The 18,095-nt window shown below is 32.5% G+C and carries 19 protein-coding genes; 10 read left to right on the top strand and 9 right to left on the bottom strand.

Annotated elements, in window-relative coordinates:
• Positions 1 to 86: 86 nt before the first annotated feature.
• Both AST99_RS15545 and pta read right to left on the bottom strand, forming a co-directional pair.
• Positions 87 to 1,265, bottom strand: a complete 1,179-nt coding sequence (locus AST99_RS15545; RefSeq protein WP_057783285.1) for an acetate/propionate family kinase — start codon at positions 1,263 to 1,265, stop codon at positions 87 to 89.
• 39 nt (positions 1,266 to 1,304) lie between these two features.
• Positions 1,305 to 3,398 (bottom strand): phosphate acetyltransferase, encoded by a 2,094-nt coding sequence (pta, locus tag AST99_RS15540; protein ID WP_057783283.1) that lies wholly within the window; start codon positions 3,396 to 3,398, stop codon positions 1,305 to 1,307.
• Positions 3,399 to 3,653: 255 nt separating this feature from the next.
• Between pta and AST99_RS15535 the strand changes: the two genes are divergently transcribed.
• The 3 genes from AST99_RS15535 to AST99_RS15525 all read left to right on the top strand — a co-directional run bounded on the left by AST99_RS15535 (position 3,654) and on the right by AST99_RS15525 (position 6,506).
• Positions 3,654 to 4,589, top strand: coding sequence for a peptidylprolyl isomerase (locus tag AST99_RS15535; RefSeq protein ID WP_057783281.1), 936 nt, complete (start codon positions 3,654 to 3,656; stop codon positions 4,587 to 4,589).
• 113 nt (positions 4,590 to 4,702) lie between these two features.
• Positions 4,703 to 5,932 carry a porin family protein gene (locus tag AST99_RS15530; RefSeq protein ID WP_057783279.1) on the top strand — a complete coding sequence of 410 codons (1,230 nt, stop codon included), beginning with the start codon at positions 4,703 to 4,705 and terminating at the stop codon, positions 5,930 to 5,932.
• 28 nt (positions 5,933 to 5,960) lie between these two features.
• A complete protein-coding gene (locus tag AST99_RS15525) occupies positions 5,961 to 6,506 on the top strand; it encodes a YfiT family bacillithiol transferase (RefSeq protein WP_057783278.1) in 546 nt (181 codons plus the stop codon).
• On the opposite strand, the gene AST99_RS15520 is transcribed toward AST99_RS15525, so the two are convergent.
• On the bottom strand, positions 6,496 to 7,056 hold the full coding sequence (locus AST99_RS15520; protein ID WP_057783276.1) for a thioredoxin family protein: 561 nt from the start codon (positions 7,054 to 7,056) through the stop codon (positions 6,496 to 6,498). The two genes, AST99_RS15525 and AST99_RS15520, sit on opposite strands and share 11 nt — an antisense overlap.
• A gap of 45 nt (positions 7,057 to 7,101) precedes the next feature.
• Between AST99_RS15520 and AST99_RS15515 the strand changes: the two genes are divergently transcribed.
• Entirely contained in the window at positions 7,102 to 7,437 is a 336-nt protein-coding gene (locus AST99_RS15515; RefSeq protein ID WP_057783273.1) for a tRNA-binding protein, read from the top strand.
• A 96-nt stretch (positions 7,438 to 7,533) separates the two neighbouring features.
• Positions 7,534 to 8,571, top strand: coding sequence for a 1-acyl-sn-glycerol-3-phosphate acyltransferase (locus AST99_RS15510; protein WP_057783271.1), 1,038 nt, complete (start codon positions 7,534 to 7,536; stop codon positions 8,569 to 8,571).
• 65 nt (positions 8,572 to 8,636) lie between these two features.
• Here the strand turns inward: AST99_RS15510 and AST99_RS15505 are convergent, their stop codons facing one another.
• On the bottom strand, positions 8,637 to 9,023 hold the full coding sequence (locus AST99_RS15505) for a PUR family DNA/RNA-binding protein (protein WP_057783269.1): 387 nt from the start codon (positions 9,021 to 9,023) through the stop codon (positions 8,637 to 8,639).
• A gap of 264 nt (positions 9,024 to 9,287) precedes the next feature.
• Positions 9,288 to 11,048: an ABC transporter ATP-binding protein gene (locus AST99_RS15500; RefSeq protein ID WP_057783267.1), complete on the bottom strand. Its 1,761-nt coding sequence runs from the start codon at positions 11,046 to 11,048 to the stop codon at positions 9,288 to 9,290.
• Between the two features lie 140 nt (positions 11,049 to 11,188).
• Here AST99_RS15500 and AST99_RS15495 point away from each other — a divergent pair, with 140 nt between their 5' ends.
• From AST99_RS15495 to yajC, 4 genes are all read left to right on the top strand, one after another.
• Positions 11,189 to 12,292, top strand: coding sequence for a Glu/Leu/Phe/Val family dehydrogenase (locus tag AST99_RS15495; RefSeq protein WP_057783265.1), 1,104 nt, complete (start codon positions 11,189 to 11,191; stop codon positions 12,290 to 12,292).
• 127 nt (positions 12,293 to 12,419) lie between these two features.
• The gene (nusB, locus tag AST99_RS15490) at positions 12,420 to 13,364 is read left to right on the top strand and encodes a transcription antitermination factor NusB (RefSeq protein ID WP_232301635.1); all 945 of its coding nucleotides are present in this window, start codon (positions 12,420 to 12,422) and stop codon (positions 13,362 to 13,364) included.
• A gap of 46 nt (positions 13,365 to 13,410) precedes the next feature.
• On the top strand, positions 13,411 to 13,905 hold the full coding sequence (locus AST99_RS15485; RefSeq protein WP_057783264.1) for a DUF1573 domain-containing protein: 495 nt from the start codon (positions 13,411 to 13,413) through the stop codon (positions 13,903 to 13,905).
• 4 nt (positions 13,906 to 13,909) lie between these two features.
• Positions 13,910 to 14,203 carry a preprotein translocase subunit YajC gene (gene yajC, locus AST99_RS15480; RefSeq protein ID WP_057783262.1) on the top strand — a complete coding sequence of 98 codons (294 nt, stop codon included), beginning with the start codon at positions 13,910 to 13,912 and terminating at the stop codon, positions 14,201 to 14,203.
• Between the two features lie 91 nt (positions 14,204 to 14,294).
• On the opposite strand, the gene AST99_RS15475 is transcribed toward yajC, so the two are convergent.
• From AST99_RS15475 to AST99_RS15460, 4 genes are read right to left on the bottom strand one after another with little or no spacing between them, the layout of a single operon-like run.
• Positions 14,295 to 14,840 (bottom strand): DUF4252 domain-containing protein, encoded by a 546-nt coding sequence (locus tag AST99_RS15475; protein WP_057783260.1) that lies wholly within the window; start codon positions 14,838 to 14,840, stop codon positions 14,295 to 14,297.
• Between the two features lie 58 nt (positions 14,841 to 14,898).
• A complete protein-coding gene (locus AST99_RS15470) occupies positions 14,899 to 15,489 on the bottom strand; it encodes a DUF4252 domain-containing protein (protein WP_232301634.1) in 591 nt (196 codons plus the stop codon).
• Positions 15,490 to 15,495: 6 nt separating this feature from the next.
• A complete protein-coding gene (locus AST99_RS15465) occupies positions 15,496 to 15,987 on the bottom strand; it encodes a hypothetical protein (RefSeq protein ID WP_057783258.1) in 492 nt (163 codons plus the stop codon).
• A complete protein-coding gene (locus AST99_RS15460; protein ID WP_057783257.1) occupies positions 15,974 to 16,483 on the bottom strand; it encodes an RNA polymerase sigma factor in 510 nt (169 codons plus the stop codon). The genes AST99_RS15465 and AST99_RS15460 overlap by 14 nt, the downstream gene beginning before the upstream one ends.
• Positions 16,484 to 16,611: 128 nt before the next feature.
• Here AST99_RS15460 and AST99_RS15455 point away from each other — a divergent pair, with 128 nt between their 5' ends.
• Positions 16,612 to 18,093 carry a S41 family peptidase gene (locus AST99_RS15455; protein WP_057783255.1) on the top strand — a complete coding sequence of 494 codons (1,482 nt, stop codon included), beginning with the start codon at positions 16,612 to 16,614 and terminating at the stop codon, positions 18,091 to 18,093.
• Positions 18,094 to 18,095 lie beyond the last annotated feature (2 nt).

The following is an 18,095-nucleotide window of genomic DNA, read 5'->3' as shown; positions in this document are numbered from 1 at the left end:
GAAATTATACAGCTTTTATAAATTATTAAAAATAAAAAAAGCGTTCAATGTATTTGAACGCTTTTTTTATATAAAAGTTTTGCTTTCTATAAATGAAAACATTGTTTTGCAATCTCTAATTCTTCATTAGTAGGAACAATTAAAATTTTAGTCTTAGAATCTGAAGTGCTTATTGTTCTAATCTCAGGAGAACGTAATGCATTTAATTCTTCATCTAAACGCAATCCGAAAAAGTCCATATCATCACAAATTAACTTTCTAATTGTAGAACTATTTTCACCTATTCCAGCAGTAAATACTATGGCATCTAAACCATTCATTGCAGCAGCATAAGCACCAATGTATTTTTTAATACGGTAAGCATTCATTTCTAAAGCAAGGATACAGTCTTTATCACCTTCAGCAGCTTTTGCTTCAATATCGCGTAAATCACTATGACCTGTTAAACCTAACATTCCACTTTTTTTCTGTAGAACATCATTTACTTCGTCTAAGGTGTAACCTAAATTATTTACCATATGGAAAATAATACTATGGTCCAGATCTCCACTACGCGTTCCCATAATTAAACCATTAGTAGGACTAAATCCTAAGGTATGGTCCATACTCTTACCATTAACAACAGCAGTCATACTACATCCATTTCCTAAATGAATATTAATAATTTTAGAACTGTTTAATTCTAAATATTCAATAGCTTTTTCTGAAATATATTTATGGCTTGTTCCATGGAAACCATATAAACGAATTTTGTGCTCTTCTAAAAGTGAGTTAGGGATTGCATATTTAAAAGCCTTTTCTGGTACAGATTGATGAAATGCTGTATCGAAAACGGCTACTTGTGTGGCTTTAGGGAATATTTTTTCCGCTACTATAATTCCTTCATAATTTGATGGGTTATGTAAAGGAGCTAAAGAGAATAAACTTTTAATTTTATCTTTAACTTTATCATCAATCACTGTGGTGTCTGTAAACGTGCTTCCGCCGTGCACAACACGATGACCAATAATATCAATATCATCTGTAGAACTTATAACGCCTAATTTCTCATCTAATAATAAAGCTACCACTTTTTCTAAACCAATAGTATGATTTTCAATACTAGAAATGGTGTCTGTTTTATTACTATCTGTTTTATAATGTAATTCTGCATTATCCAAACCTATACGTTCAACCAAACCAGATGCAATAACAGCTTCTGATGGCATATCTATAAGTTGAAATTTAATTGAAGAACTTCCAGAGTTGATTACAAGAATTTTCATGTGTTTGTTTTGACTTGAATATTTAATTTTTAGTTTTGTTTAGATCCCTTGCGCTTGAATAGCTGTTAAGATTACGGTATTTAAGATGTCGTCTATAGTACAACCACGACTTAAATCGTTAACTGGTTTATTTAAACCTTGTAACATTGGTCCGATGGCTAAAGCCCCAGTTTCTCTTTGTACTGCTTTATAAGTGTTGTTTCCTGTGTTTAAGTCAGGGAAAATAAGTACTGTAGCTTGTCCTGCAACTTCTGATCCAGGCATTTTACTTTGTCCAACTTTTAAATCTACAGCCGCATCGTATTGAATAGGACCTTCAATTTTAAGATCAGGACATTGTGCTCTTACAATCTCTGTTGCTTCTCTAACTTTATCTACATCTTCACCTTTTCCAGAAGAACCAGAAGAGTACGATAACATTGCAATACGTGGTTCTATACCAAAGGCAGCAGAACTTTTTGCTGAAGAAATGGCAATTTCTGCTAATTGAGCTGCATTTGGATTTGGGTTAATAGCACAATCTCCAAATACAGAAACACGGTCGTCTAAACACATAAAGAATACAGACGATACGATAGAACATTCTGGTTTGGTTTTAATAAATTGTAATGCTGGTAAAATAGTATGTCCTGTAGTGTTTACAGCTCCAGAAACCATACCGTCGGCATCATTTTTATAAATCATCATGGTTCCAAAATAAGACACATCATTCATAATGTCTCTTGCCATGTCCATGTTTACGTTTTTATGTTTACGTAATTCGTAGAAAGTCTCAACGTAGTCTTCAAAGTTTTCGTAATCTGAAGGGAAAATAATTTTAGTTTTATTGTAGTCTAAACTTAAACCAAGTTCACTTACTTTTTCTTTAATTTCTTTTGGGTTTCCTAAAAGAATAATATCTACTAAATCTAAAACTTCTAAACGCGCAGCTGCAGTTAAGATTCTAGGATCTGATGCTTCTGGTAATACAATACGTTTTTTAGATTTACGTGCTTTTTGAATTAAGTTGTATTGGAACATACGTGGCGTAGTAACCTTATTTTCAAAAGACGTAAGCTTTTCTAATAAGTTATCTACACGTACATGCTTTTGGAAGGTCTCTAAAGAAGTTAAAATCTTAGTTTTACTTTCAGCATAAATATTAGATTTAATATTTCCAATTTTACGTGTGGTATTAAACGTTCCGTGATTTACAGAAATTATAGGTACTACAGAAGATAAACCATCTATTAATTTTAAAATAGAAGGTTCTGGAAGAATACCACCAGTTAAAATAATACCAGATATGTTAGGGTAATTACTAGAAGTGTGCGCTTGTAACGAACCTAAAATTAAATCGGCACGATCGCCAGGTGTAATTACTACAGAGCCTTCGCGTAAATGTGTAATAAAATTACGTAGTTGCATAGCACCTACAGCAAAGCGTCCAGATAAGTTTCCTAAATGCTCTTCTCCAAAAAGTACTTTTCCATTTAAGGTTTCTTTAATCTCTTTTATGGTTGGAGAAGCTAAAGATTTAACCATTGGAATTGCAGAAAATTCTACAGTATCTGGTAAGAAAGCATTCACTGCATTTTGTAATACTAAAATGTTATCTGGTTGAATTTTGTTCGCTACTAAACCAATAACTTCAACATCATGACTTTTAAACGTTTTATAAGCCATTTCTGCATTATTGGTAAATTCTTCTAAAGATTTGTCTACACACGTACTTACAATAACGGTTGGCAAACCTAAGTTTTTAGCAATATTTACATTCCAATCAAATTCAAAAACAGTTCCTTCCCCAAGGAAATCTGTACCTTCAACTAAAACAAAATCGTATTTTTCTTCTAGAGCTTTATACTTTTTGATAATAAGGTCTAAAGAATCTCCAATTTTTCCTGCGTTTCTGTTTTGTACAATTTCATTTCTAGTTAACGCGTAGGTTTCGGTATAAGGAATATCTAGATTAAAATGAGACAGTAAGGTATCGATATGATTATCCCGTTTATCGATTTCCCATTTATCTATAATTGGCCTGAAGTAGGCTACTTTTGCAGTCTTCCCTAAAAGATTTTGCATTAATCCGAGTGAAATGATTGATTTTCCACTGTCAGGTTCTAAGGTGGCGATGTAAAGTCCTTTGCTCATCACTATTATTGTTTTGTTTTTTTACGAAATTAATGATATTTAGCTTTATTTTAACTAAAACTGAACCATAAAGTTAGTCTTATTGAAAAAGTTCTAAAAATCTGTGCAAATAACAAGGTTTTTTACGATATATGAACTGATTTTTATCATGTTTAAAAAATTAAAGGCTACTGGTTTTTAACAAGATGATAATACAGGTTGTTTTTTATTAGCGAATCATTTTTCTATATTTGCGCCTCATAAAAATAGAAACAGATGCAAGACGGATTATACGCAAAATTTAATACTACAAAAGGGGCTATTTTAGTAGCCTTAGAATTTGAAAAGACGCCGGGTACGGTAGGTAATTTTGTTGCTTTAGCAGAAGGGAATTTAGAAAATTCGGTTAAATCACAAGGAAATCCATATTATGACGGATTAAAATTTCACCGTGTTATTCCAGATTTCATGGTTCAAGGTGGTTGTCCATTAGGAACAGGTACTGGTGATGCAGGATATAAATTTGATGACGAATTTCACCCAGAATTAAAGCATGACCGTCCAGGAATTCTTTCTATGGCTAATGCTGGACCTGGTACAAACGGAAGTCAGTTTTTTATTACTCACGTAGAAACACCATGGTTAGATAATGCTCATACTGTTTTTGGACATGTTGTAGAAGGGCAAGATATAGTTGATGCGATTGCACAAGGTGATAGTATTGAAACGTTAGAAATTGTAAGAGTAGGAGCAGCAGCAGAAGCATTTAATGCGGTTGAAGCTTTTAGAACTTTTGAAGGATCTCGCGAAAAGCGTTTAGCAGAAGCTAAAGCAGAGCAAGATGCAGCATTAGATAAAATTGCAGCAGGATTTAATAAAACAGAAAGCGGATTACGTTACCAAGTGTTACAAGCCTCTAAAAGTGGTAAGAAAGCAACTAAAGGACAAACTGTTTCTGTACATTATAAAGGACAATTACAAGACGGTACTGTATTCGATTCTTCATACAAAAGAAAAGAGCCAATTGAATTTCCAATAGGAGTAGGTCAAGTTATTTCAGGATGGGATGAAGGTATTCAATTATTAGAAGTAGGCGATAAAGCACGATTAGTAATTCCTAGTAATTTAGGATATGGTTCTCGTGGTGCTGGTGGAGTTATTCCTCCAGATGCAACTTTAATTTTTGATGTAGAATTAATGGATGTAAAATAATATTTCCACAACTATAGAATTAAAAAAGCTGCCCTTTGGGCGGCTTTTTTTTTGTTACGCATTTAGGTAATCTTTAAAAAACGTAGTATTTTAATACAATAAACCACCAACCAATGAAACTAATATTAACCACTATGTGCTTCTGTATTGGCTTTTTAGCTTTTGCTCAAGATCCATTTTTAACTGTAACGTCTCAAGATTCTGTAGGTACGCAACCTCGATTTAAAACAAGCCTAGGCGTTAGCATGAAACTGAATGGCTATTTAGATTTCTATGGCGGACTTAATGATAGTGAAACCTTTAACGTTGGTGCTATTAATGTGTTCGGAACCGATAATCCTAAAAGTTTGAATGTAGATTTAAATCAGACCCAATTAAAATTGAGTACTAAATACATTCAGAAAAATGGCAAAGTGATATATGCCGTTGTCGAATCTGATTTTTGGGGGGAAAACGGACAAATGCGCTTAAGAAAAGCTTATGTAGAAACCACGCATTGGCAAATCGGACAAATGTGGAACAACTTTGGGGATCAGGATATCTGGCCAAATATTATGGAATGGGAAGGGCCGCCTTCAGGAATTTGGGTAAGGACTCCTCATGTAAAATATATGAATACCTTTAAAAATTCAGCATGGATTTATGAGGCTAGTTTAGAGGCTCCAATCGATACTGATTTTGCTTATCAGGAATTTCAGCCTCTAGTAGAAGAGGTCGATCAAATTACACCAGATGTAACTTTTGCTGTAAAATATAAGCAAGCTTGGGGGCATTTAAGAATGTCTTCCATTTTAAGACATATACGCTATAAACTAGATAATGAAACCGATAATTTTACGGGCTATGGTTTCACGCTTAGCGGAATTTATAAACCTAATAGAAATAATTTTCAATTTCAATTAGTGGGTGGTAAAGGGATTTCTGCGTATCTAACCACAGTTGCAGGTAATGGTTACGATGGATATCCTGCTGTTGGAGATGACTTTAATGCGACGCCTGCAATAGGAGGTTGGGCATCTTATGAATATTTTATAACAGAGAAGTTACATGCTAATGCCGTATTAGGATTTACACGATTTAATTTAGATGATTCTGAAAGGCTTGTTGTAAATGAATCTGAAACAACACAAACAGTGTTTTTAGAAGGCGATTTTAAACACCAACATTACTATGGTATTTTAAATTTTATGTATGATGCTTACGAGAGAATGACAGTAGGTTTAGAGTTAGATTATGGGGTGAAGGATTTAGATATTAATGGTTTAGTAGACGATACTGCGCTAAATATTGATAAAAGTCGTGATGCAATGCGTATAAGTTTCGGATTTATGTATTATTTTTAGAAAAGAATTAATAAATAGCAATTTAATTATGGAAACTTTAGAATCGCAGAAATACCCCGTTGGACAATTTGTTTGTCCAGACCCTATAACGTCTAAACATCTTGAAAACTGGATAGATGTTTTAGATAAATTTCCTAAACGATTAAATGGTATTGTGCAACCGCTAACAGATTTTCAATTAGATACGGAATATAGACCAGGCGGATGGACTATTAGACAATTGGTTCACCATATTGCAGATAGTCATCATCATAGTTATACCCGTTTTAAGTGGAGCTTAACAGAAGATAATCCTATAATAAAAGCGTACGATCAAGATGCGTGGTCTAACTTAGAAGATGCAATAAAAGCCCCAGTAAGTATGTCTTTAATGCATATAGAAGCTGTGCACAAACGTTTGGTGTATTTACTAAAATCTCTTAATGAAGAAGATTTCAATAAAAGTTTTATACATCCTGAGAGTAACAGAACGATAACAGTTAAAGAAAATATAGGTAATTATGCTTGGCATAGTAGCCACCATTATGCGCATATTGTAAAGGCTCTGGAACGTAAAGGCTGGATTACGCTTTAAACCATTTTATACTGCATCCAATACTTGGTTTTTGTAAATTAGGATTGTCTTTATCTTCTAGAATACAATCTAAAGCTTGGCGAATATCTTGACCTGTAACTGGCACCTGATTTCCTGGTCTAGAATCATCCAGTTGTCCGCGATATTTTAGAGATAAATCGGAATCAAATACATAAAAATCTGGAGTACAAGCCGCGTTATAGGCTTTAGCAACGCTTTGTGTCTCATCGTATAAATACGGAAAAATATAGCCAGCCTGCGTAGCAAAATTTTTCATATGTTCTGGAGCATCTTGCGGATAATGTTCAATATCGTTACTTGAAATCGCTATACAACGTACACCTTTATCTATATAATCTTTAGCCAATTGCGCTAACTGTGCGTTTACATGGATAACAAAAGGGCAGTGATTACATATAAAAAATATAACTGTTGCTTTTTTACCCTTTAGCTGCTCTAAAGACATAATTGTATCTGTAATGGTATCTTTGAGAGTAAACTGTGGTGCTTTTGTACCTAAAGGCATCATATTAGAAGGTGTATCAGACATTTTTATGTTTTTATCAAAGTTCGTAATAATTCGTATTTTTAAAAAATGAAACCAACCATAAATTTTGAAGATTTTAATGTCGTCGATTTACGAATAGGCACGATTACCGAAGTTAACGATTTTCCTGAAGCTCGAAATCCAGCCTATCAGCTTGTTATCGATTTTGGTGACTTAGGCATTAAAAAAACATCTGCTCAAATTACAACCTTATATACCAAAGAAGATTTATTGCATAAACAAATTGTAGCTGTTGTAAATTTTCCTAGAAAACAAATCGCTAAATTTATGAGTGAATGTTTAGTTGTAGGTGCTGTAAAAGCAAAAGATGTCATGTTATTACATCCAGAACAACGCGTTAAAAATGGTACGTCTGTGCTTTAATATTGAGAAAGCACATACACTTCACTTATTAAAATATTTAATCGTTTATTTAAGGAATATTTTTAGATTTATATAGCGATACCAACCTCTATTTACATGACATTAAAACAGTTTAAGTTACATGCCGTTAAGGCCTATATTTCGTTAGGTTTATTTTTTTACTACAAAAAAATACATGTAAAAGGACAAGAGTTTGTGCCTAAAACCCAGCCGGTATTAATATTATCTAATCATCAAAACGGATTGCTCGATCCGTTATTAATAGCAACAGAATCCAATCGGTTTTGTTATTATTTAACACGTGCTGCTGTATTTCAGAAACCATTAATTTCAAGATTATTAAAAGGCTTAAACATGCTTCCGGTGTATCGTGCTCGCGATGGTTGGCAAAATATTACCAATAACAACGCCATTTTCGAAATCTGTAAAGGGTTATTGAAGCAAAAGGAAGCTCTTGTTATTTTTCCAGAAGGGAGTCATAATTTAAGCAGAAAAGTACGTCCGCTTAGTAAAGGGTTTACACGTATTATTTTAGATACATTAGAGACATATCCAGATTTAGATTTGCAACTTTTACCTGTAGGTGTAAATTATAAAAATCCCAAAGGGTTTGCAGATAGTATGTTTTTAAATATAGGGAAGCCAATTTCTGCAAAACAGTATACCACATTAAAAAAAGTGGATGCTGTTGCGGCTTTAAAAAAAGATGTTCAGGAACAAATCCAGTTGCTTACCACACATATAGAAGACGATTATGAGGTCGTTGTTAAAAATTTAGAACAAGAGCGTGCAGATTTTTTAAAGCCAGATGTTATTAATCATTATTTAGTAAAGGGTGAAAAACGTTCTGGGTTTAAGAGATCAAAATCTTTTTTAAAGCCATTAAAAATAATTTTTAATACGCTTCTTAAATTGGTATTATTACCTGTGTATGCGTTATGGAAATTACTGTTTCAGCCAAAAATAGAAGAGAAGGAATTTACGGGTACCTTTAGATTTGCATTAGGATTAACGTTGGTTCCGCTTTGGCTACTTATTATATTCCTAGTTGTAGGATTTAATTTGGGTTGGACTATAGCAGTAATGCAATTCGCTTTTATTGCTGTTTTAGCACTGTTATCCGTTAAATTATAGTTGACTCTAGGGCATAAAAAAACCGTTACATAAGCAACGGTTTTTTTATGATGTGTTAAATCTGATTAAATATCATCAAAACTAATGTCTGTGAATTTTTCAGCAGAATTGTGAGCTGATTCAATCACGTTATCCTGATTATCTTCGTATTCTTTTTTGAAATCTTTTTGATGACGTTCACTAATCACTTCATCTCCTTTTTCATCAATAATATAATCTGTCATTTCATTTAAAATATCTCTGAACTCAGAAAAATCTTCTTTGTAAAGGTATATTTTATGTTTTTTATAATGATAAGACCCATCATCATTTGTGAATTTTTTACTTTCAGTAATTGTTAAATAATAATCACCTGCTTTAGTCGCTCTAACATCAAAAAAATATGTTCGTCTCCCTGCTCTTAATACTTTAGAAAAAATTTCCTCTTTCTCCATCATGCCATTAGTATCCATACTCATATTCTACTATTAATAAGATTTAAAATGTTTTATTTAAGTTGCTAATAATTATTTCGATTTGTCCGTTTTATAATCAAAATTAATAATCCTGAGTGTGTTACAAGATTTTAATTGGTATGCATTTAATCTGTGAATATTCAAAATAGATTTTATACTATTCTAAACCTTGTTAAATGATAAAAACAGAAATTCAATTTATTGTAAACGTAAAGCAATTTCCTTTCAAAAATCTAAAAAAAAGAAATATTAAACAACAAATTACGATATTTCTTTTTCATTAAGTTGCTTTAAATATAAGGTTTTATAGTAACCTTCAATGTTAATTAATGAATCGTGAGTACCTTGCTGAATAATTTGGCCATCGTCTAAGACAATAATTTTATCTGCATTTTTTGCAGAAGAGACTCTGTGACTTACAATTACGGTCGTTTTCCCTGAAGCCACTTTGTATAAATTTTTAAGAATTTTTTCTTCTGTTTCTGTATCTACTGCAGATAAGCAATCGTCGAATAATAAAATCTTAGGATCTTTAATAATAGCACGCGCAATAGAAACCCTTTGTTTTTGTCCGCCAGAGAGTGTAATTCCGCGTTCTCCTAAAACCGTATCGTATCCTTTTGAAAATTTTGAAATATTACCATGCACTTGTGCTAATTTGGCTGCTTCAATAACATCGTGATCTGTAGCATCCTCTTTTCCGAATTTAATGTTGTTCTTTATAGAGTCTGAAAATAGAAATGCTTCTTGAGGAACATAACCAATACTGTCTCTTAAGCTATATAAATTAAGCTGGTCTATTGGAGTGTGATCTATAGATAATTCCCCACTATTACAATCGTATAAGCGTCCTATAAGATCTAATATAGTAGATTTTCCAGATCCTGTTTTGCCTATTATCGCTAAGGTTTCTCCATGATTAACAGTGAAACTAACATCTTTTAAGGCCTGAATATTGGTATCGTCATACTTAAAAGACACATTTTTAAATGCTATATTACCGTGAATTTTAGAAGGTGCATTTACATTATTTTTTATTTCAGGTTCTAATTTTAAAAATTCGTTAATACGTTTCTGAGAGGCTTCGGCTTGTTGTATTATAGAAGTTACCCAACCTACAGTAGCCACAGGCCAAGTTAGCATGTTTACATATATAATAAACTCGGCTATGGTACCCAAACTATCAATTTCGCCATCTATATATTGTTTTCCGCCAATATATATTACAATCAGGTTACTAGCTCCAATTAATAAAACCATCATCGGGAAAAATAAGGCTTGCACTCGGACTAATGCTAATTGTTTGTCTTTACTGCCTTGCGAAAGGATTTCGAAATTTTCTGATGTTTGTGGCTCAATTCCATTTGCTTTAATCACAGAAATACCACTAAAACTTTCTTGAGTAAATGTTGATAGCTTTGATAAATACACTTGAACAATTGTACTGCGTTTGTGTATTTCTTTACTTAATCGGTAAATAGCAAGCGATAAAAAGGGCAGAGGTAAAACGGTATAAAGCGTAAGTGTGGGCGCCTCGCTATACATATATAAGAGTGCAATAATAAATAACGTAATGGTATTTATAGTATACATAATAGCAGGACCGGCATACATACGTACACGGCTAACATCTTCACTAATGCGATTCATTAAATCTCCGGTTCTATTTTTCTTGTAGAAGTTTAAAGATAACCGTTGGTATTGTTGGTAGATTTCGTTTTTTAAATCAAATTCAATATGCCTAGACATATTAATTATAGTCTGACGCATTAAAAAGGTGAAAATACCAGCAATAATAGCTGCACCTATAATATAGGCTATGTCTTGTAAGAGTTCTGTGCGGACTTCAGACACTTCAGTAATAATACCATTATTATAATTCTCAACCACTTTAAAAATTTCTCTTACAAAACGAGGTGTAACTAACATAAAAATGCGAGCTACAATGGTAATTAGTATTCCGAAAAGTAATTGATATTTGTATTTAAGAAAGTATTTGTTGAGGTGTTTGAGGGCTTTCATTAACCTTTGTGATTTTTGTGTTTTAAATAATTCGCTATTTTGTATCTATTTGTTTGAAAATATGATAATAAAGGTATAGATTTGCGCTTTGTTTTTATTAAAATATCAAATCAATCAAGTATAATTAATACATAATTAAAATGGTTTCAGAGGTTGTAAGTGTAAATGAACTGTATAAGGTCGACCCAGTTTTCGGTCAACATTCTTTCAATAATCATGAGCAAGTTGTTTTTTGCAATGACAAAGATACAGGTTTAAAAGCAATTATTGGTATTCATAACACGGTATTAGGACCTGCTTTGGGAGGGACTAGAATGTGGAATTACAATAATGAATGGGAAGCGTTAAATGACGTGTTACGTTTATCTCGCGGAATGACCTATAAAGCTGCTGTTACCGGTTTAGACTTGGGTGGTGGTAAAGCTGTAATTATAGGTGATGCTAAAACACAAAAATCGCCAGAATTGATGAGAAAATTTGGTGAGTACGTGAACTCTTTAAGCGGAAAATATATTACTGCTGAAGATGTTGGTATGGAAACTTCTGATATGGATTTGGTGCGAGAGGTTACACCTTATGTTACTGGAATTTCAGAATCTAAAGGTGGTGCTGGAAATCCGTCTCCAATTACAGCCTATGGTGTGTATATGGGAATGAAAGCTGCAGCCAAATTTAAATTTGGTTCAGATAATCTTGAAGGGAAATCTGTAATGGTTCAAGGAATTGGTCATGTTGGTGAAACGCTTGTAGATTATTTAACTAAAGAAGGTGCTAAAGTTATAATTAGCGATATTAGTAAAGAACGTTTAGAAATTGTAAGCAAAACTTACGGTGCTAAAATTTACAAAGGGAAAGATTTATATAGTGAAGCGGTAGATATTTATGCGCCTTGTGCTTTAGGAGCAACCATAAATGACGATACTGTTAACAAAATACAAGCACAAGTTATTGCTGGTGCAGCGAACAATCAGTTAGCTAACGAGCAAGTGCACGGTGCTATTTTACAAAATCGTGGTATTGTATATGCACCCGATTTTTTAATTAATGCCGGTGGTATTATTAACGTATATGCAGAAATTGCAAATTACGGAAAAGACGAAATCATGAGTAAAACTCAAAATATATACAACACAACGTTAGAGATTCTTAATAATGCCGATGTTTATAAAATGACAACAAATCAGGCTGCTTTAAGCATCGCTACAGCTAGAATTGATGCTAGAAAAAAAGCGAATAATAAATAATGTTATTTGATTAAAAACCTTATTTTTGCAGCCGAAAGTTAATTTAACTTTCGGCTTTTTTTTAATTTAAAGGCCGTTAAGGCTATCATTCATGCTCCGGAAAGGAGGTTAAAAGTTCTTTGTAACTATGCTTAATAGAAGACATATTCGCGTAAAAGTAATGCAAACCATCTATGCTTTTAAAGGTGGTGAAAGTGGTGATTTTAAAAACGATCAAAAGTTTTTACTTAATAGTTTAGACGATATGTATCATCTATACCTGTTACAATTATCATTGTTAATTGAGGTTCAAAAACGTGTTGAAAATCATCTTGACAAATCCCAATTAAAACATTTAGCGACTTCAGAAGATAAAGATCCTAATAGAAAATTGGCTAATAATGAAGTGCTTCAATTATTAAAGCAAAATAATCTTCTTAAAGATACCATTAGAACTTATGGTGTAGATAACTGGGAATTAGATAACGAATATGTAGAGGTTATTTACAAAGCCATTATAACAAGTGATTTGTATAAGGAGTATATGGAAACACGTACATCCGACTTTAAAGCAGACAAACATTTTATTGTAGATGTGTTTAAAGAGATTATTGCTCCAAACGAAAAACTTTACGATTATTTAGAAGACAAAAATTTAACTTGGTTAGATGATTTACCAACTGTAAATACAGCCATTTTAAAATTGTTACGTAAATCTAAACCAAACGTTTCAGATGCTTACTTTGTGCCTAAATTGTATAAAGATTTAGATGATAAAGAATTCGCTACTAGTTTGTTTAAGAAAACAATTTTAAACACGACTAAATTGAATGCCGAAATTGACAATAAAGCAAAAAACTGGGAAGCAGAACGTATAGCGCAAATTGATTATATACTTATGCAAATGGCCGTTTGCGAACTTCAAAAGTTCCCGTCTATTCCTGTTAAAGTAACTATTAATGAATATCTAGAAATTGCTAAAGAATATTCAACTCCAAAAAGCAGCATCTTTATAAATGGTATTTTAGACAAAATTGTTAAGGAATATCAGGAAAAAGGGACTTTAAATAAAGTAGGACGAGGGTTGATGTAGTTCGAAATTATTAGTACTTTTATAACTTTAAAAAAATATATTTATTATGAAAAAAATGATATTAGGTTTAGGCGCTTTATGTCTAATCGCTTTTACAGCATGTAAAGAGGATGCTTCTAAAAAAGTAAATGAAGAAAACGTAGCTGTAGCAGCAGAACGTGATGCAAATTCTTCTAAATTTCCTCAGATTACATTTACAGAAACTGAGCATGATTTTGGAACTATAGAATCTAAAACTGCAGTAGAAACTGTTTTCGAATATAAAAATACAGGAGAAGCTCCTTTAGTAATTACAAATATTGCAAGTTCTTGTGGGTGTACAGTGCCTCAAGATTGGAGTAAAGCTCCTTTAGCACCAGGAGAAACTGGAAAATTTACTGTAAAGTTTAATGGTTCTGGCGCTAATAATGTAACAAAAACAATTACTGTTACATCTAACACAGAAACAGGTAGAGATATGGTGAAAATTAAAGCTTTTGTTAAGCCAGATCCTAATGCCGAAGTAAAATCACATTTAGCTACACCTCAAATTCAGTCTTAATATAATGGGAGAAGGTATAAGTTCTGTTTTACCGTTTATTTTAATGTTTGTGGTTGTGTATTTCTTTATGATTGCACCACAAATGAAACGTCAGAAAAAAGAAAAGAAATTCGCCAGCGAATTAAAACGCGGTGATCGTGTAATCACTAAAAGTGGTATGCACGGAAAAGTTGTCGATTTAAACGATAAAGATAATACTTGTGTTATTGAAACCCTTGCAGGTAAAATTAAATTTGAACGTTCTTCTATTTCTATGGAAATGAGTTCAGCTTTAAACAAAACAGAAGTTTCTAAATAATAATTTAGACTACAATAAAAAACAGGCTATCCATATTTTGGATAGCCTGTTTTTTTATACGTATGTTTTAAATACTAGTCTTCTTCTTTCGTTAATTAAAGAAGTCTATGGCATTTTTTACTTTAGACATATCTACATCTTCTTGCTCTAATGCTTTGGCTAAAGACATAATTTGTGACGGTTTCATATCGTCTCCCAACACTCTTAGGATTCCAAAACCAGTATCTTTAGCGTTTCCATAAACAATAAGTTCGTCTATAGATTCTTCATCGTCTCCTAAATATTTCAGGGTAAATTTTCCGCCGTGATTATTTATAACCATAAGTTCGTTATACGCGTCATTATTTAGAATAGCTTCTACTTGAGTTTTTTCAGTTAAATAAGCGTCTGGTTCTGTAGTCTCTTTTTTATACCCTAAAAAGTTTAATCTTTTAATAGAATTGTAGGCTGTTTTTTGATCTTCGTTTAATTTAGATTCATCTACATTTAATACCGATAAGGGTAAATCTACAGTCGTAAAATTTGGTGCTTCTTGGTGATCTACTATATACGTTTGTAGTGTAGGTTTAGAGCTGCAACTGCTAAGTAAGAGTCCGAAGCAAAAAGCAATAGCAATAATATAGTTATGTGTTTTCATTGTTTTAAAGGTTGTTAGCCGAGTGCTTTTAGTAAGCACTCGGTTATAGGTTAATGGATTATTTGTTTTTTAAGTGTTCGCCACCTGGAATATTCATTTTACTTGTAAGTTTAGAGATTTCGTTTAAATCTATATCTCCAGTTAAAAGCGCAACTACGGTTTCAATTTCACGATTCTTGCCGTTAATCTCAATGTTAGCATCTTTGGTTAAATTGCCAATACCATTTACAAAAATTAAAAGTTCTTTTACGTGGTCTGCATCGCGTCCTTCTTTTACATAAAACTTAACTTCACGACCATCATCTTTTACTTCCATTAATTCGTCTAAACCACCTTGTTTAGAAGTCATCCATTTAGAAATATCTGCAGCAATGGCTTTATCGTCTGTGATTATGGTTTTAAAACTAGTAATGCTATTTACCATGTTTAGGTAAGCCTGAGACTCTGCATCGTCTGTGCTAATATCTAACTTCGCCAACATCTGAAACATTTTAGGTTTAATGTTTACATAGGTTACATCTGGATTTTCACTGTATTTGTCAAAAATACTTTGCGCCATCATGCTTGCAGGAAGTAGGACCATTATAAGTGCAAATAAGATTATTTTTTTAGTCATAGTTTCTGGGTTTTTATTTATAGTCGTATTCATAATTTTTTAATTTTTGTTTTTGAAAATAATGTTTGTAGATTGTTCTAATTCATTAATATAGCCTACAGTTGCCATACCAGTATTGTAAGATTCTAAATACCCTACAGTTGCTGCACCTTTATTTAGAGATTTTGAAATAAGCTCTAAAGATTTTACTACTTCATTATAGGCCAATTGCGGATCTTGTATAGTGCCCAAATCGTTGTCTATAGTGGTTACGTTTTGAGAAGATTTAAAATAAAATCCAAGCATTAGTACGGCTACAGCTGCGACAGTTAACCACGAATACATATTTGTTTTCTTAGTTTTTAGTGGAATGTCTTTGGTATACGTATCATCTTGACTGGCTTTAAAATAAGCAAATAAAGGTTTGTAAACTTCTAAATGTGGTGCAATATCTTCTTGTTCAAAGTACGCTCTTAGTTGTGCTTCTTCTTGTAAAGTTGTATCTCCATTTTCGTACTTCTCTAATAAGTGTTCTATATTATTTAATACCATAATTATGTGTATTAGTTAATTGTTCTCTAATTGTTTTTCTTGCTCTAGATAATGCGACTCTAACCGCTGTATTTTTCATATCTAACATTTTTGCAATTTCTTCTAAATCGTATTGTTCTATATCTCTTAACTGTATAACTAGTCGTTGTTGTTCGGGTAACGTTTCAATTATTTTTCCTACCCAATCTAAACTGTCTACTGCTTCTACTTGTTTTTGAATACTTGTTTTGTGGTCTTCGTAATTACTGTGCACAATTTTTAAATTTTGTGCTTGCTTAGATTTCAACTTATCAAAACATAAATTCTTAGTCATGGTCATAGAAAATGCTTCAACATTTTTATACGACTGCATCTTCTTTTTATTAGACCATAATTTTAGTAATACCTCTTGCGTAGCATCTTCGGCTTCTTCATTAGAGATAAGTAAACGTTTTGCTAAACGATATACTTTATCTTTAAAAGGCATTACGGTATTTAAAAATTCTGACTGAGTCATGTTTAAAGGTCGGTTGTTAATCTAATTGTGGTTATTTAATATTACGACGACTGATTTTATAATTTGTTACTAAAAATTTTTAAACTGATGTTAATTCAAGTAAATTTAACCATTATACCTAATTAAATATGCAAGATTTAAAACCTTATCTCTACCTGTTTGTATTGCTGTTTTGCTTCACAAATTGTGCTAAAGATGAAGATGATTTCCCTGTAACAGTCTCAGATATAAATGATTTTGTTTGGCGCGGGATGAACACCTACTACTTATATAAAGATAATGTGCCAGATTTATATGATGATAGATTTGCATCTAATGAAGCTTATGAAAGTTATTTAAATAATTATTCATCTCCAGAAGATTTATTTTATAGTTTACTGTATAATACAGATACCGAAGATCGATTTAGTTGGATTACCGACGATTATATTGCCTTAGAACAAGCTTTTAGTGGAGAATCTACAACACACGGTATGGAATATGGATTGGTAAAATTAGGTACAGCCGATGTTGTTTTTGGTTATGTGCGCTATGTGTTGCCAGGTACAGATGCCGAATTAAAAGGCGTAAAACGTGGCGATATTTTTAATAGGGTAGACGGTGTAAGTTTGTATTACAATTCGTCATCAGATACTAATATAGATCTTCTAGAAGCAGACGCTTATACTATAGGTATGGCTACTTATAATAATCAAGGAACCGTAACAACAACAGATGATGTGATTGAAAGTAATACAGAAGAAATAGCTTTAGTAAAATCTACGTATACTGAAAATCCCATTTTAGATCAGCGTGTTATTGAAAACAACGGAAAGAAAATTGGATACCTAATGTATAACGGCTTTACCGGTACAGATACATTCGATTCAGAATTAAATGCGGCTTTTGGAACATTTAAAAGTGAAGGAATAACAGATTTGGTTTTGGATTTACGTTACAATCCAGGTGGTTCTGTAAGTACAGCAACGTGGTTAGCTTCTATGATAACAGGTCAATTTACTGGAGATGTATTTGTAAAGGAAGAATGGAATAGTGATTGGCAAACGTATTTTGAAACCAATAGTCCAGAAGATTTATTAAATCCGTTTGTAGATATCATGGAAAAAACAACTACTACAAATTCTGTTACGTTTAGTGAGTCTATAAATCATTTAAATTTTAGTAAAGTTTACGTCATTACGTCTCAAAGTACGGCTTCTGCGAGTGAGCTTATTATAAACGGACTTACGCCTTATATAGATGTAGTTCAGGTTGGAGATGTTACTGTTGGAAAATATCAAGCTTCAAGAACGTTATACGATTCTCCAACATTTAGTAAAACAGAAGTAAATGCAACACATACTTATGCTATGCAGCCTCTAATCTATAAATCGTCTAACGCTAATGGCAATACAGACTATTTTGATGGTTTAGATCCGGATATTTATTTAAAAGAAGATTACGGAAACTTAGGCGAACTGGGAGATGTTTCCGAGCCTTTGTTAGCTGCAGCTATTAGTGATATTACCGGAACCGGACGCATCATGACGACTTCAGAAACGTCTAATCTAAAAGAAGTAAGCCATAGTAAAATGCTTCAGCCATTTCCAAATAGCATGTATGTAGATTAAAC

It is taken from the genome of Formosa algae (assembly GCF_001439665.1).
GTDB classification, from domain to species: Bacteria; Bacteroidota; Bacteroidia; order Flavobacteriales; family Flavobacteriaceae; genus Formosa; species Formosa algae.
This window is presented reverse-complemented; position numbering and strand designations above follow the sequence as displayed.